Raw genomic sequence first — 25,363 nt, forward strand, 5'->3', positions numbered from 1 at the left:
TTAATAACAAACTCAAGTTGATTAAACGTTCTAGCTATGGCTTTAGAAACTTTGATAACTTTCGAGTTAGATGTTTATTGAACTGGTATTTTAATTATTAGTTTGGCATACTATGTACTGAAGAACCCTATTTATCAACCCCAAGCTACTTTTGCAGGTGAATTTTTACATCCTACAATTGTTGAATAAGCAGCAGCATACTTATTTCATATTACTAATAACCATGCTTTTGTAGATGGTAATAAGCGGACTGCTTTTGACGTGATGGTGACATTTTTGAACATAAATGATTATGAATTGAATATGTCACCAGAACAAGCTTATGAATTAACAATGCAAGTCGCTGAAAATATTATGAGTAAGGAAGAGCTAATTGAAATCTTGAAAAATTATATTACAGAACTTATTTAGCCTCTTCATAGATTGATATTGTTTTAAACAGTCACACCTTCTAGTTCTTCATCGGTTAATTCATACAACTGACGTAACTTATCTAATTTATCTTGATCAGCTTGCCAGAAACCGCGCCCATGCGCTTCTAACATTCTGCTAATAATATTGCGGAAAGCTTCGGGGTTAGCTTGGCGTAATTTTTCCGCCATTTCTGGGTCTAAAGCGTAGGTATCTGCGGCTTGGTCATATACCCAATCATCTTTAAAATCGGCAGTACCACCCCAACCAATTAAGGCTGTCATCCGTTGCGAAATTTCAAACGCACCGCCAGAACCTTGATTTGCCATTGCTTGCGCCCATTTGGGATTGAGCAATTTTGTGCGATATTCCATCCGTAGCAAATCTTCTAGGTTGCGGGGGGTGGTGTCTTTGGAGAAACTTTCCACGAAGCTAGTAGTTACCTTTTTACCGCCTTGTTTTTCAGCTGCTTTTTTCAAACCACCGGTGTTGGCGTAATATTCTTGAATATCGGTTAAACCATATTCTACCGAATCGATTTCTTGGACAATGCGATCGCTCGTTTTCAACAACTGATTCAACACCTCTGGTCTAGCCTGGCCTTTATCTTGTCTCCCATAACTAAACACATTGCGGCTTTGCCAAGTATTACCTAACTCATCCCCAGATTCCCAATTACCATCCACCACCCTATCATTTACCAAAGAACCAAAATCACCCGCAGGGTTAGAAAATAATCTCGCTGAGGCATTTTCTACACCTTGCGCCTTTAAAGCTAAAGCGTGTTTCCTAATAAAATTTTCTTCTTTCGACTCATCCGCCTCAGCCGCGCGTAAAAACAAATCATCCAATAATTCGATGATGTTGACAAAACTATCGCGGAAAATTCCCGACAAATTACCCAACACATCAATGCGCGGATGTCCCACCTCAGCCAAAGGTTTCAACTCATAACGGACAATTCGGCCAGTACCTTCCTTCACAGGTTCCGCACCAACTAATTCCAGCAAAATTCCTAACGATTCACCCTTGGTTTTAATTGCATCTAAACCCCACAATAAAACCGCCACCGTCTCAGGATACTTCCCGTGTTCTTCTAAATGCTGGGCGATAATTTTCTGGGCAATTTCCCTACCCCTTTCATACGCCGCAGGTGAAGGCATTCTATAAGGATCTAACGCATGAATATTCCTTCCCGTCGGCAAAACCCCAGCACCATCACGCAACAAATCACCACCAGGTGCAGGCGGAATATACTCCCCATTCAACCCGCGCAACAGATTTGTTAACTCATCCGTAGTTCTTTCTAGTAAATCTCTAATTTCCCTCTCCTCATCTTGGCGTTCTTGGCGACTTGGCGGTTCGTTAAAATAAGCCTCTAAATACGCCGCCATCTCCTCCTCATTCGGCGCTTCACCTAACGTATGCAACCCAGAAGAAAACAAACGATTTTCCAAAACCTGCAAATATTCGTACAACTTCACCAGATAATCATCAAAAGCATGACCACTAAACATTCTGATATTTTCTGGAGTAAAAGGAATGCCCAACTTTTTCGCATCCTCAAACGGACAATCAACATCCAAACCCGTATCAACAATCTTTTTACAAATCCCTTCCTTCAGCACATAATTCTTTTTCGGGTCTTCTCGATACTCCGCAATTAAATCGCGTAACGCCACTAACTCTTTATACAAACCTGCACGACTATAAGGGGGGACATTGTGCGAAATTAACACCCCATAACCGCGACGCTTTGCCAAAATTGACTCCGAAGGATTATTCGCCGCATATATATATAGATTAGGCAAATCACCTAACAAAATATCCGACCAAGAATAACCAGTATTTCCTAAAGGCGAACCTGGCAACCATTCCACTGTACCGTGCATTCCAAAGTGAACCACAGCATCAGCTTGCAACTCATTTTGCAACCATTTATAAAAAGCTGCGTATTGTGGATGCGGAGTTAAATCACGTTCAAACATTAACCGCATCGGGTCGCCTTGAATGCCTAGCGGTGGTTGTACACCTATCCACACATTTCCTAACTGCACACCACCAATGTGCAGTTCATCCCCATAAGTTTTAATCCCGCTTCCTGTTAAAGATTTCCATTGTTTTTCAACACGAGATGTGCGGAGATATCCTAGCCATTTTTCTAATTGACGGGCATTAACAGTATTAGGAATAGAGGCTAGGGGCTGGGGACTAGGGGCTAGGGAAGAATTAGACTCTAGCCTCTCATCAGCTTCTTTCACTTGACGAATTAATTCTTCCCCATCTTCTGGGATGTCGCCTACGTCATAACCTTGGTCTTGGAGGGCGTGAAGAAATTTAATTAAACTGCGGGGAACATTCAATAATGCAGCCGTACCCGTTGCACCGTAACCAGGAGGGAAACCATATAAAATAATGGCTATCTTACGTTCCGATGCTGTTGTTTGGCGTAAAGCAATCCAGCTTTTGACTCTACCAATTAATCGCTGTACTCGTTCAGGTACGAGATAAATATCTTCGCCTACTAAACCGCCGAGGGGAACGGTATCAATTGCCCCGTCGAGTTCTGGTAAGGCATATAAAACTACACTTTGTAAGCCGCCGACACCTTGGCGTGTCCAAGAATGGATATCTTGAATTAATAATGGTGCGGCGACAATGTAAGGCACATTTTTCGCAGTCAGGATGCGCTTTGCTACTTCTACTTGGCGGCCTGCTTCCATTGAACCAGCAGGGCCACCGACTAAGGGAAAGCCAATGGTGGAAACAATAGCATCAACTTTAACTGCTTCTGGGGAAAGAGAGGGAGTTTCAATGTTATTTAGTTGGCGTTGTTGCTGTTCGTAGTCGGTTGTCATCCAGTCACGTACTGCTACGTGTCCCTCTACACCGTTGATGAAGATAGGTAAGGGAATTAAACCAGCTTCCTCAAAGCGGCGAATGAGTTGGGGTATGTATGGTTGTTTGGTGATGACGTGTTTGCGGTAAAGTAATATTCCCACAATTGGGGAGTTGGGAGTGGTGGTTCGGCTCCGCTCACCAACCGGGAGTGGGGAGTGGATATTTTTCTTTCCTGTTCCCTGCGATGCACTGAGCTTGTCGAAGTGTTCCCCCAACCCTGTTCCCTTCTTCTGATACCATTCCAAGTATGCTTTTGGCGTTTCAAAAAACCCTTGGTAGTCGGGATGCAGTAATCCCATATTGGGGGTTTCGACTGGTGGGGGAATGTCGCCAATTTTTAAGCCGAGGTATTTTTCTGCAAGTGTCCAGAATAATGCAGCGACGTTTTCGGGGCCGCCTGCATTCCAGTAACCATAGATAATTAACCAGTTGCGTAAATCTTGGACTTTCTGGACTGGGACGAATTTTAAGAGTTTGGGGCCGATTTTTAAGAAGCTGATGTAACCTGCGAGTTTGTCTTCTTCGCGTCCATTGCTGAATTTGTCGAGGATGAATTTTACTGGTTTGGGCATTCCTTTGGGTTTGTCACCAATGGCAAAGTCTCCCAGTTTGGTTAAACTCATCAATTCCAAGGCTGACTCAAATACAAGCCGGATGGGAACTTGGGCGAGGCGATCGCGCAGCCACAAAACTTGGTCATAATCAAATAGTAAGCTGCCAAAAAATACGTCAGCGTCACGCAGTGCTGTTTCTACTTCCGCACGCTTACTGGTAATATCGCGATCGCTAAAAACGCGAATGTCTAAATCAGGACAGCGAGATTCAGCTACAGCAGCAGCTTTTCTGTATAAGTCAGCGTTGAATGATTCAAACCCAGCAATTAAGACGATCCGTTTCATGCCCGTAAGCTATGCAATATTTCTTTACTTAAATTCTAATCGTGGTTGCGGGTTGATTGTGAAACATCTGTCTTTAGTTCACCAAGTAACCGAGAGTTGGTCTTTATAGTCAAGGTAATTACTATTTTCCACCCAAACACAATCTGGCATTTTGGCAGATTTCCTCAAGTCTAAGTTGGTATGGTGATATCCGCGAATGTCTTTGTGCGACAATTACCGACTTGCAGAATCCCTCGGCTAACTACCGGGGGGCTTTTTTATGTGTAGCGCAAAGATTATAAAGTAAAGACTACCGGAAAGATATTGATTTTATTCTTTAATCCGACAATTGAAACATATTAAACCCGAAATTTTCAATGATAATTAGATGTGTATCTAACTAGATTTATTGCTAAAAATTTAATATTAATTTTATATGTAAAATTACAATTTTCTGTTAAATTAATTCAAAAATTTTAATAATTTTGTCTAAGTTTTTTGATTGGAATGAAGAGCGATCGCTTGAATATCCATCTGGGCGATCGCTTGAAATTCTAGAGGAAATTATGTTGACTACTTATCATCAAATCATTTCATGCAACCAGTGAATGTAAAAAATAATAACTAACCATTAACCTGATTTAATCTTTTGATAATCAAGTTTACTACCTTATATCAAGATGTACTGACACGAAACACAGCACTTTCATTCTCACTGCTGGATAATTTACACTGAATTATTAATTTAGCTATAAAACAAATTTTCTAAATCAATTTTTAATATTTAAATAGTTACTATTCTACTGATATCCGGCTGCTTGCAACAGAAATAACTTGGCGTAGATTCCCCCAGATTTCAGTAACTCTTCATGAGTACCTTGTTCTTTGACTTCGCCATGTTCAATCACCACAATTTTGTCAGCCATTCTGACAGTAGAAAAGCGGTGAGAAATCAAAAACACCATTTGATTTTCCGTCAAGGTACGAAAATGATTAAAAATTTCAAATTCAGCTTGAGCATCAATAGCTGATGTAGGTTCATCTAAAACTAAAATATCTGCTTGGGTACGCATAAAGGCACGAGCAAGAGCAATTTTTTGCCACTGTCCGCCAGATAATTCTTGTCCACCTTTAAACCAGCGTCCGAGTTGAGTTTGAAAGCTTTGGGGTAATTTTTCAATAAAAGAATTGGCTAATCCTTTTTGGGCGGCAATTTGCCAACGATGTTTATCTTCGAGATTTTTAACGTCACCAACGCCAATATTTTCACCCACTGTAAATTGATAACGCACAAAGTTTTGAAAAATCACACCAATGCGCCGCCGTAAAATATCAACATCCCATTCTTGTAAGTCTAAACCATCTAATAAAATCCTCCCGGAATCGGGTGTGTAAAGTCGAGTCAGGAGTTTAATTAAAGTAGTTTTACCGGAACCATTTTCACCAACAATTGCGAGTTTTTCTCCTGGTTTTAAATGTAGGGAGATATTTTTTAAAGCTGGTTTATTGCTTCCAGGATAAGTAAAAGATACATTTTCAAAGCGAACCCCATCTTGAGGAGATAAACCTTTGGTAGCGTAACCCCAAGGTTGAGTAACTTTTTCTTCTAAGAAGTCGTAGAGATTGGATAAATATAAATTATCTTCGTACATCCCACCAATGGAAGTCAGGGCGTTAGAAAAAGTAGACTGTCCTTGACGAAACACGGTGAGATACATTGTCATATCTCCCAACGAAATTTTTCCCGCCACTGCTTCTAAAACTATCCATGCGTAGGCGATGTAAAAAGCAATGGTACTGACTAAACTTAAAAGATATCCCCACAGTCCCCGACGCAGAGTTAAGTCTTTGTCTTCGCCAAAAAGTTGATGAAAAACTTCGCGGTAACGTGCTAACAGCATTTCTCCTAGCTGGTAGAGTTTGATTTCGGTTGCAAAGTCTTCCCGTGCTAAGAGATTTTCGATGTAGTGTTGTTGACGAGTTTCTGGCGCACGCCAACTAAATAAGCGGAAGGCTTCACCTGCAAATCTAGTTTCGGCAATGAACGCAGGCATGGCTGCTACGATTAAAACTATGACAGCCCAAATGGAAAACTTCACTAGCAAAACGCCGTAGGTAACGAGAGAAAGGGCGTTTTGAACTAAGCCAAAGGTGCGGTTGACGAGAGAAAGAGGACGTACTGAGGCTTCGCGCCTCGCATTGGTGAGTTTGTCGTAAAATTCCGAGTCTTCAAACTGATGCAGTTCTAAAGTCAGGGCTTTTTCTAAGATGAGAACATTTACCCGTTGACCAAGTAAAACTCGCAGTAAAGATTGACAAACCAGCAACCCGCGTTGACTACCTGCTAATAAAATAACTGCGATCGCTTCTAAGCCAACATACCATAAAGGGTGATATCCACCGACAGCATTACCTTGCGCCGCTAATAACACAGCATCTACAATCAGTTTACCGATGTAGGCGATCGCAGCTGGTAAAAGTCCAGCTACTAAAGTTAAGGTCGCCAAACTCAACGTCAAACCACGGCTGGTAGTCCACACTAAATTTATCGCCCGTCCACTGTAGCGAAAGACAGACAGAGATTGTCGCAGAGTGTTTCTTACTTTTTTAGTCCCCATTACTATTCTTATAGCGTAAAAACACTGAGTTGGGGTGATAAGTCAGATAGATTCACTTATGACAAATGACTCTTAACTCAACACAACGTATACTACTGATACATTCTGCCTGTAGCTTGATATGAGCCTGTGCATCAACCCCTTTTGTTCTAATCCAGAAAACCCGGATAATGATCATCACCGCTTTTGTCAAAGTTGTGGTTCCCAAATACTTTTAGAAGACCGCTATCGGGTCATGCGCCTGTTAAGTGATAAAACTAGCTTTGGCAAAATCTATGAAGTCTACACCAGAAATACGCCAAAAATTCTCAAAGTCTTAAAAGAACACCTCAACGACCACTCGAAAGCAGTGGAACTTTTTCAAAAAGAAGCAAATGTTTTAAGCCAATTAAATCATCCCGGAATCCCCCAAGTTGACGGTTACTTTCAATATCAAACCAGCAATGAATACAAGCTCCATTGTTTAGTAATGGAGAAAATTGATGGTGTGAATTTAGAAGAATGGTTACAACAACAAAGCTATCAACCCATTTCTGAAAAACAGGCGATCGCTTGGTTAAAACAACTAGCAGAAATCTTAAATATAGTCCATAGCCAGGGTTGGTTTCATCGTGATATCAAACCAGCCAATATCATGCTGCGAAATAATGGTCAATTAGTGTTAATTGATTTCGGCACTGCGAGAGATGCTACCCATACTTATTTAGCAAAATTAGGCGAAGGTAATCGCATTACAGCCGTATTTTCAGCCGGGTATACTGCGCCAGAACAAGCTAGTGGTCAAGCTGTACCTCAATCAGATTTTTTCGCCATTGGCAGGACTTTTGTTTATTTACTCACAGCACAATATCCACTGAAATTTTACAACGCCCGTGAAGATGTCTTAAACTGGCGTTCATCTGCCAATGTGTCACCAAAATTTGCCGATTTATTAGATAACTTGATGGCAAGGAAAGCCGTAGATAGGCCACAAACTGCTGAAATTATTCTACAGCAGTTAATCCAACTAGAACAGGCAACCATACCCAAAACTACTCAGACTTCTAGATTTCCTAGAATCATCACTTTTGCCACTCTCCTATTTCTTGGCGGAGTGTTGAGTTATGGTTTATCTCAATTACCAAAACTGTCATTTCTACATCATAATAAAATCGAGCATCTGCAACTAGATAAAACTCTTAACGCTCACAACAACTACGTTAAAACCCTCGCAATTACTCAAGATGGTAAAACTTTAGTGAGTGGAAGTAGTGATAAAACCATCAAATTTTGGAAATTAGCAGATAACAGTTTAATTCGAGAAATATCTGCTCATAATAGTGGTGTAATTGCTATAGCAATTAGTCCAGATGAACAAATTGTAGCTAGTAGTAGTAATGACCAGACAATTAAAATTTGGAACTTTGCGACTGGGCAATTAATTCACACCCTTAAAGGTCATCAAGGGGCAGTTTGGTCAATAGCCATTACCCCCGATGGACAAACTTTAGCCAGTGGTAGCGGTGATAAAACTATCAAGCTGTGGAACTTAAAAAATGGTCAGTTAATTAAGACTCTTCCTAGCCATACTAGTTCTGTAATGTCATTAGCAATTAGCCCTGATGGCAAAACATTAGTTAGTGGTAGTAATGATAAAACGATTAAAATTTGGGATTTAGCAACTGGTGAACTAATTCGGACAATTCCTGCTCATGATGATGCTGTGATTTCTCTCGCTATTAGTAGAGATGGACAAACTTTAGTCAGTAGTAGTAATGATAAAACCATTAAAATTTGGAATTTAACAACAGGTGAATTAATTCAGACACTAACAGGTCATAATGCCGCAGTTTTTGCTGTTGCCATCAGTACAGATGGGAAAACTTTAGCTAGTGGTAGCGGTGATACAACAATTAAACTTTGGAATATAAATGATGGTAAATTAATTAAAACACTGACCGGGCATACAACGACTGTTTATTCTGTAGTTTTTAGTCCTGATTCCCAAACCTTAGTTAGTGGTAGTAGTGATAAAAGCATCAAAATTTGGCGAATTCAGCGATGAAATATTTGTTACTAAAACTCAACAGTAAATCATTAAATCAAGTTGAATAATATATTCTGTAAATTTATTAAATCTCATGTTAATCTGGAAGGTGGGATTTAAATATTTGCATCAAATTTGTGTTTATTAACAACAGGCTTATCCTATAGCTCTAAAATAAGTTTTCGTTAATTATGTAAAATTATATATTTATTTATGGAACCAAGTAATTACCGAATTGAATATAAATTCCATTCAATAATCATTGCAGAAGAAGCATTAAGCCGCAAAGCTTATTACTACAAGATTCATGGCGAACTGTGTCATAACAGTGGATTTGCTAATTCCGTTGAGGAAGCCGAAAAAGAAGCTAAAGATAAAATTGATGAAAAATTTAATCTTATAGATAAAAAAGCAGCATTACACAGATATTCCGTAATGCGTGATTTTGAAAGCTTTGTTGAGTTATTATTACATCAACAACCAGAAATTTCTCAAGAACTGGCGTATAAAGTAGCTGCTCAATTAGCTTTAGCTTCGACTTTAAAATACTTTACTAAAGAAGTATTAAGCAGCGATGTCAAAGATTCAGGGACAGCAGATGTGACTGGAGAACTCAGCACAGATAAATTGCCACAATAAACTAGGATTATAGGAGCATAAATGTATAAAATAATGATAGTATCTTTGGCAGTTGCAGTTAGGTAATAAACACTCAGTATTTTATGCCAGATGGTTGAAGAAGCATAGATAGTACTTGTGTTACCTTAGTAATACTTGCAAAGCAAAGCGTTGAATAATTGAGAGGAAAAAATTATCGTAGTCCAAAAGCAGCTAATTAACTCGCAAATCAAGTCACCTCAAGTCTTCTTGATTGACCATGAAAATAACAATCGTGGTTTGATAGCCACTTCTGAGGCTCTCAGGTTAGCCGAAAGTGTTGAGCTTGACTTAGTGATAGTCTCCCAAAACGAAGATACTCCAGTAGCCAAGATTCTCAATTATGGCAAACTTCAGTATCAAAAGAAGAAACGCCAAGGTTCAAGTGCTAGACCTACTGTAAAAGAAGTTCGTTTTCGTCCGAATGTTGGTGCGGGTGATTATAATTTGCGTATTAATCAAGCACTTCAGTGGTTAAGTAAAGGCGATTCAGTAAAATTTGCTATTCGTTTAAGAGGTCGAGAAAATCAATATCGTCAACAAGCTGGGGATATGCTAGACCGCATTGTCAATGATTTGGGTCAAGCTGGTAAAGTCCAGTCGCTTGATAAACGCGCACTGATTGTTCAGATTATGCCTGCTTAAAATATCTTCAGTGTATAGGTAAAGTCAGAAACCAAAGTAGTTTCTCATAGTATTGCAGTGCTGCACAGGTAACTATTAGTCTGCTATGAATACCCGAATTTTTCAAAAATTCGGGTATCTTAACACCCGCGACCTATCAAAATTCATTGATTGGGATACTATTAAAAGTTGCTATCAGGACTATATAAATCCTGAAAGAATGCTGAATTGTCTTGTGTTTAGTTTACTGATTCAGTACGCATAGTCATACTTGCTTAGATGCTATTCAGACAAAAATCAATATGAGCGCGAATTGCTCGCTCGTAAACTACTGTTTGCTGTGTACGTATTCCTACCGCCTGATATACCAACTTAATTTCTGGGAATTTACTCCAGTACATCAAGAAAATGTCTTTAGCCGGAGTAATTATTTCGTAATTATTCTCTTGTCTTTTTTTTCTGAGCTTACAATTATTTAGTTGTAATTTTTGTCTAAATAATTTTTCAAATTCAGGAATTAAATTTTCAGTTGTTTCCATACTTGATACACCTGGCAACTATTGATTGTGTAATGGTACTGAGCATAACAATTAGTTATCTAATATTCAAGCTAGTCATATCAAGGTCGTGAATTACTTATCACTTTCCTTGAGAAAAATTTAATCAATAAAAGCCTTCTATATTGTGGCGAAAAGCAATCAAAGCGTGCTTACCTTGCTCTTCTTTGAGCGCACACAGGATTGCATCTGATGTTTCTAATGAAACTATGGTCTTGATTTCAATATTAGTGTTGTACCCGGCTAAGTCTCCCAAGCGTCTTCCGTGACCGCCTTCACCCTGAACTGGAGTGATAGTATAGCCGCTGACATTGTGGTTTTTTAGCAGCTTAACAATTCTGTCTTTGAGTACAGTTTCGCCAATTATGGTGACTAAAACAGCAGGTTCAACGGGAGGGGTTGAGTTTGACATCCGAAAACTCCAGAAATTAGATTTTAGCTGATTGTCCAGTCCAGATTTTATATTAAAAAGGCTCAAGCATTTCTGCCTAAGCCGGTAATAAATGCAATTCGGATGCTGGATTAATGGGTTAGCTGAAAGAGCTAATTTGATAAAGCTTTAGTAGCGGTTCCGTCCGCCATAGCCCCCACGATTACCACCAAATGAACCTCTATCTTCTTTTGGTTTAGCTTTATTTACTTTCAGGTCGCGTCCCATCCATTCAGCGCCATCAAGGGCTTCAATAGCTGCTGTTTCTTCAGCATCTGTACCCATTTCCACAAAACCAAAACCGCGCATCCGACCTGTTTCACGGTCTGTAGGTAACTGGATACGCTTGACTGAGCCATATTCTGCAAAAACAGCACTCAGACTATCTTCTGTAACTTCATAAGAAAGATTGCCTACATAAACTGACATAGATTGTCTCCGAAATCATAAATGTGTAGAGATTTAGGTTTCGGAGAAAAGTCTGTAAATACCAAAAGGAAAAAGCCTGTCAATAATAAAAACAAACGCGGTCGCCGAATTAACTCTCACTTCTTAGTATGACATAGCAAGCAATTATCGGGGGTGGGTTACTAAAAGTGTTATATAAAGTTATGTAAACAATGGATGACTCCGTATAGGTGATAAAATTTGGTGCTGGGAACGGCTAAGTTTACGTAACTATTCAGGCTGATCTTTGGTAGGTACAGCTTTTCGCAGTACTATATAATCGCAAAGCTATCTCTCCAAAGCTAGATTGACGATGATCCCTAGACGGCAAACCCTAGTTAAATCGGATATTCAACTTTCTTATTTAGAGTGGAATCAAGGTCAAGAACCTTTGCTGTTATTACATGGTTTAGGCGACCATGCACTTGTGTGGTCTAGCTTGGGCGCATATTTAGGGGCAAATTACCACATAGTTGCGCCAGATATGCGGGGTCATGGTGAAAGCAGCAAGCCAGAAAAAGATTATAGCTTTGAAAGTGCGATCGCTGACCTCGAAGCCCTCATGGATAAATTAGGATGGTCTTCCGCCCATGTAGTAAGTCACTCCTGGACTGGTAAATTAGCTGTAATCTGGGCTAGACAAAATCCCCAGCGAGTGCGGAGTATGGTTTTGGTTGACCCGATTTTCATCTGGAAAATGCCCGAATTCTTAAAAGCGACCTTTCCCTTCTTGTACCGCTTTTTATCCTTTCTCAAAGGGATGGGGCCATTTGCTAGTTATGCAGAAGCCGAACAAATCGCCCGACAATTAAACCAATATCAAGGTTGGAACGAACTACAACAGCAGGTATTCCAAGGAGGAATCGAACAAAAACCTGATGGGAGTTGGGGTAGCAAGTTCACCATAGCCGCCCGTGATGGCATTTTTGAAGATGTGATGCGCGTACCGGGCTTTATCAACCCCATCGATACACCCGCTTTATTTGTCAAGTCAGATAAAGGTCTCAACCGCCAAGAATGGCAATTAAAACCCTACAAAACCAATCTGAAAAACTTACGCCTGTGTCAAGTTCCCGGAAATCATTGGCCTTTTCTGACTGAACCTGACTCATTTAACCGGACTGTGGCTGCTTTTTTAGCAGAGTGTAAATGAGTAATTTGTCATTAGTCATTTGTCATGAGTCATTTGTCAAAATTTCTGGACTTTTGACTTTTGACTTTTGACCTCTGACTTCTGACTTTTGACTTCCCATGAGCCTTTGTATAAATCCAGTTTGTCCCAAACCGAACAATCAAGATAACGATAAACACCGCTTCTGTCAAAGTTGTGGTTCTCCGTTAGAATTACCGGGGCGTTACCGTGTCATTCGCTTGTTGAGTGACAAAACTGGCTTTGGCAAAGTCTATGAAGCCTACACAAACGATACGCCAAAAATCCTCAAAGTACTGCAAGAGGATCTGTCAAATGATGCAGCAGCAGTCAAGATTTTTCAACAAGAGGCTGCGGTATTGGGACAGTTGCATCATCCCGGAATTCCCAAAGTTGATGGTTACTTTCAATATCAAACGCGTGATGGTTTGATATTACACTGTACGGCGATGGAAAAAATCGACGGCTGCGATTTAGAACAGTGGATGAATCAACAGCAATATCGTCCTATTTCTCAAACCCAAGCTATTGCATGGTTGCAACAATTAGCCGAACTTTTAAACTTGGTACATAGCAAACAATATCTGCATCAAGATATTAAACCATCTCATATTCAACTGCGGTCTAATGGGCAATTAGTTTTAGTTGATTTCGGCACAGCCAAAGAAGTCAGCAAGCAATATCTGGCTCAATTTAATCATAGCGGTGAAATGACATCAATTATTTCATCGGGCTATGGTGCTTTAGAACAAATGCAAGGTCAAGCTTTACCGCAATCAGATTTTTTTGCCTTGGGACGCACCTTTGCATTTTTATTAACCGGGCGGCATCCTTTAGATATGTATGATGGGCGGAAAAATTTGCTGCAATGGCGAAATTTTGCCTCTCACGTCTCACCGGGGTTGTTAGATTTAGTTGACTGGTTAATGGCAACGAATATTACAGATAGACCTAAGAATGCTCAAGAGATATTGCAGCAGTTGGGAGAAATTGAACAACAGTATGTGAAGTTGAATTTAACTAGTAATCTGCAAGAGAAACATTTTTCTCCTACAGTTGCTAAAACAGAAATAGGAGATAAACTGCCTTTAATTGCATTTTTAGCAGCATTAATGGTGTCTTTGAGTTTAACTGGTGTGATGGCATTGGGGATGCGATCGCCTAAAATTTCTGGACTCATCACCCAAACCCAAGCCTCTGAAACAAAAGGTAAAATCGAGTTTTTTGGCTATCGAGAAGGCAGAGATAGTCAAGGTAAAACCGCAGAATTTAGCATTGCTATTTTGTCAACAGAATATAAATGGCTGTTAAATAGCAGTTTCCAAATTAAATACAATGACCAAGTTGTAAGTGTTGATTTTTTAAAGTTAAATCTTGAACAAGAAGCTATACAGAAAATTATGGAATACCCTACAGAAATAATTTCTGTGGGTACAGCCACTTGCGAAGGTAATTTAGCCGTTGCCCAACGTCTTGCTCTCGAACGTGCCAAGCAAGTTCAATTATTATCTCAAAAATTATTTAAAAATACATCCAGTGTCAAAGGTTATCGCTTATTAAATCTTGGTCAATTTCAGCGCGGTAAATGTCCATCTAATCAAGATATGACTGATTACCAAAGCAGTATCATAATTATTGGTGTACGCAAGAAATCTAAAGGTGTAATTGTTGATGAAGCTCTCAGAGATAGATTAATCAATCAGCCCTTCGCAGATTTTAAATTAGATGATTATTCCTTGGGGGCAGTTGATAAATTTACCACTATTCCCCAACCTATATTGATTAGAAGTAGAGCAGCCAATAAGTGGTAGGTTATATAACAGTCCTATTTGAGAAATGAACAAAAGAGACAAGGGAGATAAGGTAGAAAGATGTTTGTACATAGCAATCTTATTTGATTTGTGAAAATCGAGAGGCTCAGATCCCCGACTTCTTTAATAAGTCGGGGATCTTTTGGTTCACGAATGATTTAGGATTGCTATATCTAGTAAATGATTTCAAAATCTAAAATTAAAAAAGGTATTAGGTTTGTGTGATATGCACGACTTGATAATACATTTATTTAGCAATGGTTCATTTATTCCTCATGGTCACTGTTACTTATGGCAACCTGGATTAGTCTGGCTGCATATTATTTCTGATGCCATCATTGCCCTAGCTTACTATTCAATTCCTTTGACTTTGTTCTACTTTGTTCGTAAGCGTCCAGATTTACCTTTTTATTGGATATTCTTGTTATTTGCGGCTTTTATTATTTTTTGCGGTACAACCCACATCGCCGAAATTTGGACATTGTGGCATCCTACCTATTGGCTATCAGGTATTATCAAAGCAGCAACAGCTTTGGTTTCATTATTTACCGCCATAGAACTTGTACCGTTAGTACCAAAAGCACTGGCTCTACCTAGTCCGATGCAATTAAGTGAAGCAAACAAGGCATTACAAGCGCAAATTGCCGAACGCTTAGAAGTAGAAAATCAACTCAGGCGACTACAAGAGGAACTAGAACAGCGTGTTCAAAAAAGAACTGCCCAATTAGTAACAGTTAACCAAAAATTACAACAAGAAATTGATGAGCGTAAATGTGCAGAAGCAGCCTTAGTCAAAAGTGAAGCAAGGTTTCAAAAAATTGCGGCTGCTTCACCGGCACAGATTTATATCTTGGCTTATTATCCCAATACCCATGAAATGCGTTATGAATATATCAGTTCCGGGGTGGCAGAAATTCAAGAATTAGCACCCCAAACAGTTTTAGCAGATGCTTTACTGACATATCAGCAAGTGCATCCTGATGATTTGCTGCTTTATAATCAGCTAACTATTCAAAGTCTCAAAACTCTAGAACCGTTTGCTCACGAATGGCGGATTATTACGCCCTCTGGCAAGATGAAATGGGTACGTGCTAACTCCCGCCCAGAACGCCGCGAAAATGGTGAAATTGCTTGGTATGGTGTGTTATTAGATATTACTGACCTCAAACAAGCCGAGTTAGCTTTGCGTGAAAGTGAAGAGCGATTTCGTCTGGCGTTTTATAATGCTCCCATTGGGATGGCACTGTTGGGATTAGATCAACGCTGGCTGCAAATTAATCCGATGTTAGGTGAAATGCTGGGCTACACTGAGCTTGAGTTTTTTAGTTTGAGTGTGTTTGACTCAATTCACCCAGAAGATGCACATCAGTTAAGACAAGGTATAGAGCAAGTTTTAAGTAATGAAAATCGTAGTTTTCAAGCGCAGTTACGTTACTTGTGTTATGGCGGACGTATTGCTTGGGGGCTAACGAGTTTATCGTTGGTACAAGATTTCCAAAATCAACCACTCTACTATGTTCTCCAAATTCAAGATGTGACTGAACAGCAAGCCATTGAACAAATAAAAAATGAGTTTATTTCGATTGTGAGTCATGAACTGCGGACTCCACTCACAGCTATTCAAGGATTTTTAGGGCTGTTGAATACAGGGATTTATGATGATAAACCAGAAAAAGCCAAACGGATGATTCAGCAGGCTGCAACAAATAGCGATCGCCTGGTGCGTTTGGTCAATGATATTTTAGACTTGGAGCGTTTATCTTCTGGGCGAGTCCAACTCATCAAACAAGTCTGCAATGCGGCTGATTTAATGCAACGCGCCGTCGGTGAAGTACAGCCTATCGCCTTAGCAGCAGCCGTTACAATTACTGTTCAACCCACTACTGCTTGCATCTGGGCTGATCCTGATTTGATTATCCAAACCCTGACGAATTTATTGAGTAACGCCATCAAATTTTCTCCCTGCAACTCAGTCATTACTTTATCAACACAACCCCAAGCCGACTGGGTACTATTTCAAGTCCAAGACCAAGGTAGAGGTATTCCCGCCGATAAACTAGACACAATATTTGAACGTTTTGAACAAGTTGATGTCTCGGATGCGCGTGCTAAAGGCGGAACAGGCCTCGGTTTGGCAATTTGTCAAAGTATTGTGAAACAACATGGTGGTAGTATTTGGGCAAGCAGCGTTCTTGGTGAAGGTAGTACGTTTTATTTCACCTTGCCAATAGCAGTCTCTTAATTCTCTACCAGAGATTTTATTCATATCTTGCTTGGTTCATTAAAAGCGTTGACTTTCTGACAAGATTCGGCTATCACAGCAGCAGAAATGCGATCGCAGCAACTACCACAAGCTCTACTATGAATACAATCCCACATACACTACCTATTCCCCCGCACTTCCACCCCGATAAAGTCGGCGAAGTTTGGCGTGTACCCTACCAAGAATGTGCAGCCGCCGCCGAAACTTGGGCAAAGCAATATAATATTCCGCCATCATCTGACGATAAAACTCGCATTTGCCTACTATTAATTGATGTCCAAAATACTTTTTGTATTCCCGGATTTGAATTATTTGTCGGTGGTAAATCTGGTAATGCAGCCGTAGAAGATAATCAAAGATTATGTGAGTTTATTTATCGTAATTTAGGCACAATTACCACAATTATTCCTACCCTCGATACACACACAGCAATGCAAATTTTTCACCCGATTTTTTGGGTGAATTCTCAAGGGCAACACCCCATACCAGCCGCAACTAATATCACTCCCGCAGATATTGAACAAGGTGTTTGGCAAGTTAACCCCGCAGTCGCCCATAGCATCACTCACGGCAACTATAAATTATTAGAAAAACAAGCCTATCACTACGTTAAACAACTCAGCCAAGATGGTAAATATCCCTTAATTATTTGGCCTTACCATTCTATTTTAGGCGGCATTGGTCATGCTTTAGTTTCGGCTGTAGAAGAAGCAATATTTTTTCATTGTATGGCGCGGCAAAGTCAAACTCAATTTGAACTCAAAGGTGAAAATGCTTTAACAGAAAACTATTCTATATTACGTCCAGAAGTTTTGATTGGCTTTGATCAATCTCCCCTTGCCCACAAAAATACTAAACTAATCAAGCAACTTTTAGAATTTGATGTTGTAATTATTGGTGGTCAAGCCAAAAGCCATTGTGTGGCTTGGACAATTGATGATTTATTAACAGAAATTAAACAGGTAGATGCTACCCTGGCTAAAAAAGTTTATCTCTTAGAAGATTCTTCTTCTCCGGTTGTTGTTCCTGGTGTTGTAGACTATACCGAACAAGCAGACGCAGCTTTTGCGAGATTTGCTGAGGCTGGAATGCACATTGTGAAAACAACTGAATTGATTGCCAATTTCATCTAATTCAGATATTCACTTCTTCAAATAACTTTTGGGATCTTGCGCCACCCATCCTTGGGATGAACTAGAACGCATTTCAAAATGAAGGTGTGGTTGTTGAGTTGTCGGTTCGCCAGTCGTTCCCACCGTACCTAATACATCACCTGTTTTAACTTGCTGATTGACCTTAACCTTGATACTAGCAAGATGAGCATAGCGGCTTTGCAATCCACCACTGTGGTTAATAATCACCAATTGACCATAACTACCTTGCTCTTGAGCAAATACTACAGTACCAGGTGCGATCGCTTCTACCGGAGTACCCACAGCCGCTAACAAATCTACACCACTGTGAAAAAACACTTCCTTGTTGCGGGGATTAATTTGCCAACCATAACCTAACCCCACAGTTGTAGCTTGCTCTAAAGGATAGCCACTAATAGATGCACGAGGTGATGTATTAGAATTTGTTGGGATGAGAGATGTTGTCTGCGGTGGATTTGGCAACCAATTTAACCCAGGAACAAAGACAATTTTTGGATTTGCTTGACAACCATTAATTTCAAACAGCGCATCAGGACGAACTTTATATTTTGCTGCTACCTCTCGCCAACTTTGTCCAGTCGGAACTTCCACTACAATTCCGTTATAAGGTGGTATTTGCAGTTCACTACCCACACTCACACGGCCATTGTTCACATTTGGGTTCATGACAATCAGTGTTTCAGGCGCGAGATTGTAGCTTTGGGCGATGCTTTCTAAAGTTTCGCCACGCGCCACTTTATGACGTTGAAAGCGATTTAAAGCCGGAGTAGGACAGTTGGCGGTTTGTGCATTAGCTATTTCTAAGTTTGGCAGTGCTGATGCTAGTCCCAACGTACTAACTAAGCTACAAAGCAAAAGCAAACGAGCAGAAAATGTCATGAGTCTTAATTTCAGAGAAACCCTAACTTTAAATTTTAATTGGGGATTTCTGGACTGTGGGCTATTGTGCGTAATCCTTTGGTTTGTAACATTTCATTTGCCCAGGCTGCATCTGCTTCTGACAATGGTGGGAAGGGCGCTTGGTTGTAATCTATGACTAAATCGTAAGCTGATATTTCATACACCTCGTTTAATAATGTCTGCAAATTAAGAATTGGTTCGTTATCTCCTGCACGTAGAGGTAAGGAAAAAGACGGAATGACATCTTGGATATTAAAGGCATATAAATCAGCATAAGGGCGGCGATCGCCACGACAAATTAAAATTCGGTAATGACTTTCAATGTCAGTATCAAAAAATGGCATCTTTTCACCATTTCGGAGTAAATCTATTTCTAGTAGATGAGTTTGACTTCCTAGTATTTCTTGCCGTTTTTCCTCATAGATTTGCCTACCTTTACCACGACGTTTGTTAGTTGGCGATAAAATTTCTATGATAGTCACTACATTTTCTGTACCAACTTCTCTTACTTCTAAATAACCTTCTCTGATAATTTCTGGTGTAGGAATTTTAACTTTTATGGGCTTGGTAACTGGTTCTGCAACTGCAAGATTAACATTACTATTATTACGATTAATTACCCCTGACGAGCCTTGAATTGATACATCTGGTATGCCAACTAGTGATGCGTTCTCCATACTAGATTCATACATCCTGACTTCTACAACAACTCGATATTTAGGACGCAGTTGCGGAGATAAAAATCTGGCAATTTCACTAATTAATAAGTGATGTACACTAGGCCATATACGCGGATGCTCTAAATAGGGGTTCATTCCTGGGAATGGAGAAGGCATTTATTTACCTCAAGCTCAATTTTATTAGACGATGAGTACTAATTTTTATGGTAACTGCTCCACTCCCGACAATATCACGAACAAGTGGTTAAGGCTGCACCACACTGATCTTCTTTAGTTAACCAACCCTTGATATCTTGATATTCTACTTGCGCCCAATCTCCTTGACAGCCTAATAATTTCACCGTCGTCTCAGGCGGGATTTTGCCAATTTTTCGGCTTTGTTGATTAGCATTAGCGTAAATATTCACGCCATTAATACCATAACCACGGGTAGATAAACCCAATTTTCCTACAGATACCCAACCTTTACCTGTAAAACCAGCACTAGCATTTGTAATTTGTACCCAATTTTTAGTAGCTGCAACAATCTGGACTGTTTCGTTAATTGGTACTTGTCCTAAAATTTTGTGACGCAGACTTATACCACTCCGCACATTTAAGCCTTGCGGATCTGGATCAGTCACATAAGCATAAATATCACATTTTTTAACATTAAGTGATTTTGCGAAAACAATTTGCTCGGATATACCAGTGTTGACAAATATACTTATACTGGTGAGTCCTAATGTAATTACTAGCTTTGTCAGAGAGTGATTGATATTTTTATTCATACTGACTTGAATACTTGCTCAAAAATCTGCCTTATTTATAGCAATTAAACCCCTATCGCAATCCTAAATGTTTCACAAACATCTATCTCCCTTGTCTCCCTTGTCTACCTTGTCTCTCTGAAGTTTCTTATTCATATCTCAAATAAAATAGCTACATCTCCACAGGTAAAAGTTAGAGTAGCTGTTCACTATACTGAATTTCTGTGACTTTGCCAGCTTCTATACGGAATGTCAATGCGGCGGCGCTATCTGGACTACCAACCCCATATACTAAAAAAGTGACGTTGCCTTCCTTAGATATATAGGGCTTTCCATAGGCTTTGATTACTTGAGATTGGGTATCACCAACTTTTACACCCGTGGGCGTGAGAAATTTAGAACTACGGGTAACAAAGTAATAAACAAAGAATAAGTTTTTCGGCTTGTTTACATAGGGAACTAAATATAAAGAAATATTAGGATATTCCAGGGTGCGAATATTGTCGCCAACGCCTGGGCTAAATTCGGTTTTAGTGCGGATGGGTTTTCCTAGAATGCGGCGTACTTGTTGTTCCGAAATTCCCGGACGAATTTTTCCCAGTCCAACTTTCTCCACAGGGATAATTGCGCCTTGCGTTTGTGCTATTTGTGGCGACTGTGCCGAAATCAAGCCTTGGTTAGCTGTTAACGCCAGCGAAAATAAGCTAGTTAATGCGGTAATTAAGATAATTTTTTTCATTTGAATATTTCAACTACATCTCTCAGCAAGATTTGACAAGTGCAATTGTACTGTTTGTCAGCAGGGATAATTGCTGTGTTATAACATACTAAATTCTGATGCAGAAAGTGTTTTTAAGCACTTTGTTTGTATCCAGTCTAGAGAAAGGTTTTCTCTGAAAGTCAAAATTTACAAGTATTTTCGGCTGTACGAGGATTTCTCTAGCTGATATAACAGTATTTGATTTTACAGACTAATCCAGCGCATACACAATCATGATTACTTCCGACATTTCTAGCTTTGAACAGCAACCATCAAGAGAAAGTTCCCGCAATTTAGATTTATCTCTCACAGCCAACAGGAAAAGTTTATTTATCTTAAAACTCTTAGAATATTTGTTGGCTGCTGCTTTTGTCTGTTGTGGTATTGTACTAACTGTTTACGCCAATAACGAAAATTTGGTTATTGTTGGAGCGATCGCTTTAACAATTTTGACTTTCTTATTTTTATTTAACAGGCAGTTATTTCAAGATTCACAAAATGTTGCCAACCGCAATTATTTGACAAAAAAAGCCGAAATTTATAGTTATATGCTAGGCAACAATAACTTGTTGTTGGAAAATAATCCAATTGTTCCTGCCAGAGAAAAAGCTTTACAGTATTGCCAGGATTTAATTGATGATTATAAAAAAGCTCGGAATCTTTCGAGAAATCTTTACTATGTTCTGCAAATATCTACGGTTATTTTATCAGGTGTGACCCCAATTTTAGTATTGGTGGATAAACTCGAAGTTGGTCAAGCGTGGCTAAAATGGCTGCCCGTAATTTGTCCAGCAGTTGCTTCCATAGTTGCTAGTATTGTCACCTCATTTCCTTTTCAAAAAAATTGGGTTGCAGCTAACACAACTTTAGAATTATTAGAGGCTGAACAAGAAAAATTTATTTTGGGTGTAACCCCAGCTTATCGCTGTTATGATGCCTCTGATAGCAGTCAGCAGCAACAAAAAGCCAGCCAAGCAATTGAACAATTTATTGTACAGGTGAATAATATTCATCTTCAACAAGTACAACAAGCCAGTGATAGCCAACAAGATAAGAAGGAGACAGAACAAACTAATACAAATAATTCTGAATCACGGGAAGATAGTTAATTCATTAGGTCTAGTCCACAATAATTCAATAGAAAAAAGGGTGTGTTGCACTATGCGACAACACACCCTTTGTTTAATATTTGGAATCTGCATTAGCCTATTGGACAGTCAGCTTATTGAGCATTGAGCAGAGTCGAAATGCGTCTTATAAATAATTGTGTCCACCTACTTGTCTTATTTCATGTCATAACCAAATAAGTTGGGGTCAACTTCGCCTAACTGCAAGTCTGCTAAACCATATTCTGCCCATCTTCGTTCTACCATTGCGGCGACATCAGGATCAGATTCTAGTGGTGCGCCCCATTCATGTTCGGTTTCGGGGGGAATTTTGGTGGTTGCATCAATTCCCATCCTGCTACCTAAACCAATTTTTTCACTGGCAAAGTCTAAGGTGTCAAAGGGTGTATTTGGCAGAATAAACACGTCTCGGCTGGGGTCAACTTTAGAACTGATAGCCCAAACTACTTGTCTGGGGTCGCGGATATTGATATCTTTATCGACGACAATCACAAATTTGGTGTAAGTAAATTGCGGTAACGCACTCCAAAAGGCTAAGGCGGCGCGGCGTGCTTGTCCGGGATAGGCTTTATCAATGGAAATAATCGCAGCTTTGTAACTCAAAGCTTCCATTGGTAAGAAGAAATCGACAATTTCTGTGACTTGTTGGCGCAGAATTGGGGTATATATACGATTGAGTGCGATCGCCATCATCGCTTCTTCTTTGGGTGGACGACCGCTAAATGTGGTTAAATATATCGGGTCTTTGCGGTGCGTCATACACCCAAAACGAATTAAGGGCGAGTCTTCCACGCCGCCGTAATAACCCATGTGGTCGCCAAAAGGCCCGTCTGGTAAAACTTCTCCTGGGGTAATTGTTCCTTCTAAAACAAATTCAGAATCAGCCGGAACTTCTAAATCGACTGTTTTACACTTTGCCAACTGCACACCAGAACCACCATACAAACCCGCAAATAACCATTCTGATAAATCTACCGGGATGGGTGTAGCAGCTGCCATGATAATTAATGGATCTACACCAAGGGCGATCGCTACTTCTAATTTTTTCCCACGTTCTGCCGCTTTTCGCAAGTGTCTCGCCCCACCCCGCACTGATAACCAGTGAACAGTCATAGTATTTTTCGATTGCAATTGCAAGCGATATACACCCACATTTGGTGTACCCGTCTCACAATCTTTGGTAATGACTAACCCCAGTGTGATAATCTTGCCAGCATCTCCACAATAAGGACGAATCAAGGGTAAAGTGTTTAAATCTAAATCATTGCCTTGAATAACTACTTGCTGACAAGCGGGAAAAAAGTCTCTCCCTGGTTTGGCTTTGAGAACATCAAACAGCACTTTCCCAAAATCTATCGCCTGGGAAATCTTCTTGGGCGGTTTTGGCTGCTGTAGCATACTCAGCTTTTTACCCAAGGTTTCCAACTCTTGAGGATGCTGCATATTCATCGCCCAGCAGATTCTTTCTACAGTCCCCAGCAAGTTCACCGCCACGGGGAAAGAAGCGCCTTTGACGTTCTCAAACAACAACCCCGGCCCGCCTTTTTGCAGCATTCGGTTAGAAATCTCTGCAATTTCTAATTCTGGGTCAACCAAGGCAGAAATTCGCCGTAATTGTCCTCTTTCTTCTAAAATTTTGATGAATCCCCGCAAATCTCTCGCCATTGTTTTAATAAAGCAAATAGTTAAGAAGTATGAAGCGTCTGTTTAATATTATGAGCTATAGCAATCCTAAATGATTGATAAACATCTCTCTCCCTTGTCTGCCTTGTCTTTGTTGTTCGCTCTATTATCTTGCCGAAGACTGTTCTCTTTTTCAAAGCGTTAACTAATTGATTGACTTTTCTTAACCCTGTTGGACAAGCAATGTGGTTATTCTAACTAAGGATAGGCATTATTGATTTTAAATAAGCTCTACCCTTCAAACATGGCGAGAATAGATTTTTTCCTCCTAGCAGGTTGTCTGTGATGTGCTTCCTGCTAGGTTTACCTATTTTTGGTCAGTGGTCAAAAGCCGAAAGAACAACGTTTCACACTTCAGACTTCAAACTTCAGACTTTCTATGGACTAAACTATTTACTTATAATGTAGTTTTGTAAAATCCAGGTAGCCGACTGTTTTATGCTTACAAGACTTTCAGCAGCTGTTTACGGGATGGGTACAGCACCAACTATTGCTCCTGAACGGTCTAGTCAAACTATTCGCAAACAATATCCCAATTACAAGGTGATTGTGTTGAACGATGACTTCAATACTTTTCAACACGTTGCTGAGTGCTTGATGAAGTATATCCCGAATATGACTAGCGATCGCGCTTGGGATTTAACGAATCAGGTACATTATGAAGGACAAGCGATCGTTTGGGTAGGGCCGCAAGAACCAGCAGAATTGTATCATCAACAACTGCGCCGAGCCGGTTTAACAATGGCTCCTCTAGAAGCGGCTTAAGATCATGGATAAATCTACCACAAACTCGCAAAAAGCAAATAACCGCAAAGATGGCAGACTTGTTTGGAATCACTCTACCCATCTTCCTGGTCTTATCCCCATTTTAGAAAATCTCTGCTTGCAAGAAGGCATTTACACCGTTACCCCAGGCGTAATTGGCCGGGTAAAAGGTCATAGCCCCAAAATGCAATTACGCATATCTGTCCCAATTCGCGGGGGTTACAAAGTTATCGCCAGACAAGGTAAGACAGTGCAAGAGGTGTTCATCCTAACTAGTTTAGTTCAGGATGAACTACAAACAGCGATCGCGATCGCCATGAAACATAAATCAACTTAACAGTTACTAGTCCGTTCTTGTCTAGTTGATTTCATTTCACACTTCATACTTCATCTAAGTTATTCTTCCACTCGATGCACTGCGAATTTATGTAGCGGTAAACTCAGAATACAAGAAAATGTTAAGAAATATGACAAAGCTGTAGTGATTTTTAAAGACATCACGACAGATTCCCAATCGGGTAAAATGACTTTTTCTAAGGCAAAAGCAACACAATATACCAGCCAGTAAGAAAAACTCATTCTAAACAAAATCTTTTCTGTTTCTTCTATGTCATCTTTTGGTTGCTTACCGTCCCAAAGTAATACTAAACCAAGAATACAAGCACCAAAGGAGACCGCAACTACAAAATCATGACACAAGAAATTCATCGACTGCATTGGCCTCGATCCCAATATTTTGCAATTGAGTTTCAGTCTAAAGGAATATTCCTTG

24 protein-coding genes are annotated in these 25,363 nt (G+C 39.9%); 13 read left to right on the forward strand and 11 right to left on the reverse strand.

Annotated elements, in window-relative coordinates:
• Together H6G75_RS22455 and H6G75_RS33110 are read left to right on the forward strand one after the other, a co-directional pair.
• On the forward strand, window positions 1–101 hold a 101-nt coding region (locus H6G75_RS22455), incomplete at its 5' end, for a transposase (protein ID WP_190982198.1).
• A gap of 109 nt (window positions 102–210) precedes the next feature.
• Window positions 211–411, forward strand: a complete 201-nt coding sequence (locus H6G75_RS33110; RefSeq protein ID WP_397332546.1) for a type II toxin-antitoxin system death-on-curing family toxin — start codon at window positions 211–213, stop codon at window positions 409–411.
• A gap of 23 nt (window positions 412–434) precedes the next feature.
• Here the strand turns inward: H6G75_RS33110 and bchH are convergent, their stop codons facing one another.
• Window positions 435–4,211 (reverse strand): magnesium chelatase subunit H, encoded by a 3,777-nt coding sequence (gene bchH / locus H6G75_RS22465; protein ID WP_190982199.1) that lies wholly within the window; start codon window positions 4,209–4,211, stop codon window positions 435–437.
• 464 nt (window positions 4,212–4,675) lie between these two features.
• Between bchH and H6G75_RS33590 the strand changes: the two genes are divergently transcribed.
• Entirely contained in the window at window positions 4,676–4,798 is a 123-nt protein-coding gene (locus H6G75_RS33590; RefSeq protein WP_277884103.1) for a hypothetical protein, read from the forward strand.
• A gap of 192 nt (window positions 4,799–4,990) precedes the next feature.
• On the opposite strand, the gene H6G75_RS22470 is transcribed toward H6G75_RS33590, so the two are convergent.
• Window positions 4,991–6,808 carry an ABC transporter ATP-binding protein gene (locus tag H6G75_RS22470; RefSeq protein WP_190982200.1) on the reverse strand — a complete coding sequence of 606 codons (1,818 nt, stop codon included), beginning with the start codon at window positions 6,806–6,808 and terminating at the stop codon, window positions 4,991–4,993.
• 121 nt (window positions 6,809–6,929) lie between these two features.
• Between H6G75_RS22470 and H6G75_RS22475 the strand changes: the two genes are divergently transcribed.
• The 3 genes from H6G75_RS22475 (at window position 6,930) to infC (ending at window position 10,136) form a co-directional block, all read left to right on the forward strand.
• Complete coding sequence (locus tag H6G75_RS22475; protein WP_190982201.1) at window positions 6,930–8,852, forward strand: serine/threonine-protein kinase; 1,923 nt, start codon at window positions 6,930–6,932, stop codon at window positions 8,850–8,852.
• Window positions 8,853–9,047: 195 nt separating this feature from the next.
• On the forward strand, window positions 9,048–9,473 hold the full coding sequence (locus tag H6G75_RS22480; protein ID WP_190982202.1) for a hypothetical protein: 426 nt from the start codon (window positions 9,048–9,050) through the stop codon (window positions 9,471–9,473).
• A gap of 195 nt (window positions 9,474–9,668) precedes the next feature.
• Window positions 9,669–10,136 (forward strand): translation initiation factor IF-3, encoded by a 468-nt coding sequence (gene infC, locus H6G75_RS22485; protein WP_313934896.1) that lies wholly within the window; start codon window positions 9,669–9,671, stop codon window positions 10,134–10,136.
• Window positions 10,137–10,390: 254 nt separating this feature from the next.
• Here the strand turns inward: infC and H6G75_RS22490 are convergent, their stop codons facing one another.
• The 3 genes from H6G75_RS22490 to H6G75_RS22500 form a co-directional block, all read right to left on the reverse strand.
• Window positions 10,391–10,654: a hypothetical protein gene (locus tag H6G75_RS22490; RefSeq protein WP_190982203.1), complete on the reverse strand. Its 264-nt coding sequence runs from the start codon at window positions 10,652–10,654 to the stop codon at window positions 10,391–10,393.
• Window positions 10,655–10,778: 124 nt separating this feature from the next.
• A complete protein-coding gene (locus H6G75_RS22495) occupies window positions 10,779–11,084 on the reverse strand; it encodes a P-II family nitrogen regulator (protein WP_190982204.1) in 306 nt (101 codons plus the stop codon).
• Window positions 11,085–11,231: 147 nt separating this feature from the next.
• Window positions 11,232–11,531: an RNA-binding protein gene (locus tag H6G75_RS22500; protein WP_190982205.1), complete on the reverse strand. Its 300-nt coding sequence runs from the start codon at window positions 11,529–11,531 to the stop codon at window positions 11,232–11,234.
• A gap of 331 nt (window positions 11,532–11,862) precedes the next feature.
• Here H6G75_RS22500 and H6G75_RS22505 point away from each other — a divergent pair, with 331 nt between their 5' ends.
• From H6G75_RS22505 to H6G75_RS22520, 4 genes are all read left to right on the forward strand, one after another.
• On the forward strand, window positions 11,863–12,702 hold the full coding sequence (locus H6G75_RS22505; protein WP_199337983.1) for an alpha/beta fold hydrolase: 840 nt from the start codon (window positions 11,863–11,865) through the stop codon (window positions 12,700–12,702).
• Window positions 12,703–12,800: 98 nt separating this feature from the next.
• The gene (locus tag H6G75_RS22510) at window positions 12,801–14,510 is read left to right on the forward strand and encodes a serine/threonine-protein kinase (protein WP_190982206.1); all 1,710 of its coding nucleotides are present in this window, start codon (window positions 12,801–12,803) and stop codon (window positions 14,508–14,510) included.
• A 226-nt stretch (window positions 14,511–14,736) separates the two neighbouring features.
• Window positions 14,737–16,752: a PAS domain S-box protein gene (locus H6G75_RS22515; RefSeq protein ID WP_190982207.1), complete on the forward strand. Its 2,016-nt coding sequence runs from the start codon at window positions 14,737–14,739 to the stop codon at window positions 16,750–16,752.
• A gap of 119 nt (window positions 16,753–16,871) precedes the next feature.
• A complete protein-coding gene (locus H6G75_RS22520; RefSeq protein WP_190982208.1) occupies window positions 16,872–17,906 on the forward strand; it encodes an isochorismatase in 1,035 nt (344 codons plus the stop codon).
• A 9-nt stretch (window positions 17,907–17,915) separates the two neighbouring features.
• Here H6G75_RS22520 and H6G75_RS22525 read toward each other — a convergent pair whose 3' ends face one another.
• The 4 genes from H6G75_RS22525 to H6G75_RS22540 form a co-directional block, all read right to left on the reverse strand.
• On the reverse strand, window positions 17,916–18,806 hold the full coding sequence (locus H6G75_RS22525) for a M23 family metallopeptidase (RefSeq protein ID WP_190982209.1): 891 nt from the start codon (window positions 18,804–18,806) through the stop codon (window positions 17,916–17,918).
• A 35-nt stretch (window positions 18,807–18,841) separates the two neighbouring features.
• Entirely contained in the window at window positions 18,842–19,663 is an 822-nt protein-coding gene (locus H6G75_RS22530) for a DUF4058 family protein (RefSeq protein WP_190982210.1), read from the reverse strand.
• 74 nt (window positions 19,664–19,737) lie between these two features.
• Complete coding sequence (locus H6G75_RS22535; protein WP_190982211.1) at window positions 19,738–20,277, reverse strand: SH3 domain-containing protein; 540 nt, start codon at window positions 20,275–20,277, stop codon at window positions 19,738–19,740.
• 172 nt (window positions 20,278–20,449) lie between these two features.
• The gene (locus H6G75_RS22540) at window positions 20,450–20,995 is read right to left on the reverse strand and encodes a hypothetical protein (protein WP_190982212.1); all 546 of its coding nucleotides are present in this window, start codon (window positions 20,993–20,995) and stop codon (window positions 20,450–20,452) included.
• A gap of 254 nt (window positions 20,996–21,249) precedes the next feature.
• On the opposite strand from H6G75_RS22540, the gene H6G75_RS22545 reads away from it, so the two are divergent.
• Window positions 21,250–22,125 (forward strand): DUF4231 domain-containing protein, encoded by an 876-nt coding sequence (locus H6G75_RS22545; protein WP_190982213.1) that lies wholly within the window; start codon window positions 21,250–21,252, stop codon window positions 22,123–22,125.
• Window positions 22,126–22,299: 174 nt separating this feature from the next.
• Here the strand turns inward: H6G75_RS22545 and H6G75_RS22550 are convergent, their stop codons facing one another.
• Entirely contained in the window at window positions 22,300–23,808 is a 1,509-nt protein-coding gene (locus H6G75_RS22550) for a UbiD family decarboxylase (protein ID WP_190982214.1), read from the reverse strand.
• Between the two features lie 456 nt (window positions 23,809–24,264).
• Between H6G75_RS22550 and clpS the strand changes: the two genes are divergently transcribed.
• A complete protein-coding gene (gene clpS / locus H6G75_RS22555) occupies window positions 24,265–24,591 on the forward strand; it encodes an ATP-dependent Clp protease adapter ClpS (RefSeq protein WP_062289826.1) in 327 nt (108 codons plus the stop codon).
• A gap of 4 nt (window positions 24,592–24,595) precedes the next feature.
• A complete protein-coding gene (locus H6G75_RS22560) occupies window positions 24,596–24,928 on the forward strand; it encodes a DUF2103 domain-containing protein (RefSeq protein WP_190982215.1) in 333 nt (110 codons plus the stop codon).
• Window positions 24,929–24,987: 59 nt separating this feature from the next.
• On the opposite strand, the gene H6G75_RS22565 is transcribed toward H6G75_RS22560, so the two are convergent.
• Window positions 24,988–25,308: a hypothetical protein gene (locus H6G75_RS22565; RefSeq protein ID WP_190966683.1), complete on the reverse strand. Its 321-nt coding sequence runs from the start codon at window positions 25,306–25,308 to the stop codon at window positions 24,988–24,990.
• Between the last annotated feature and the right edge of the window lie 55 nt (window positions 25,309–25,363).

The organism is Nostoc sp. FACHB-280, assembly GCF_014697615.1.
In the GTDB taxonomy this organism is placed as follows: Bacteria; Cyanobacteriota; Cyanobacteriia; order Cyanobacteriales; family Nostocaceae; genus Nostoc_B.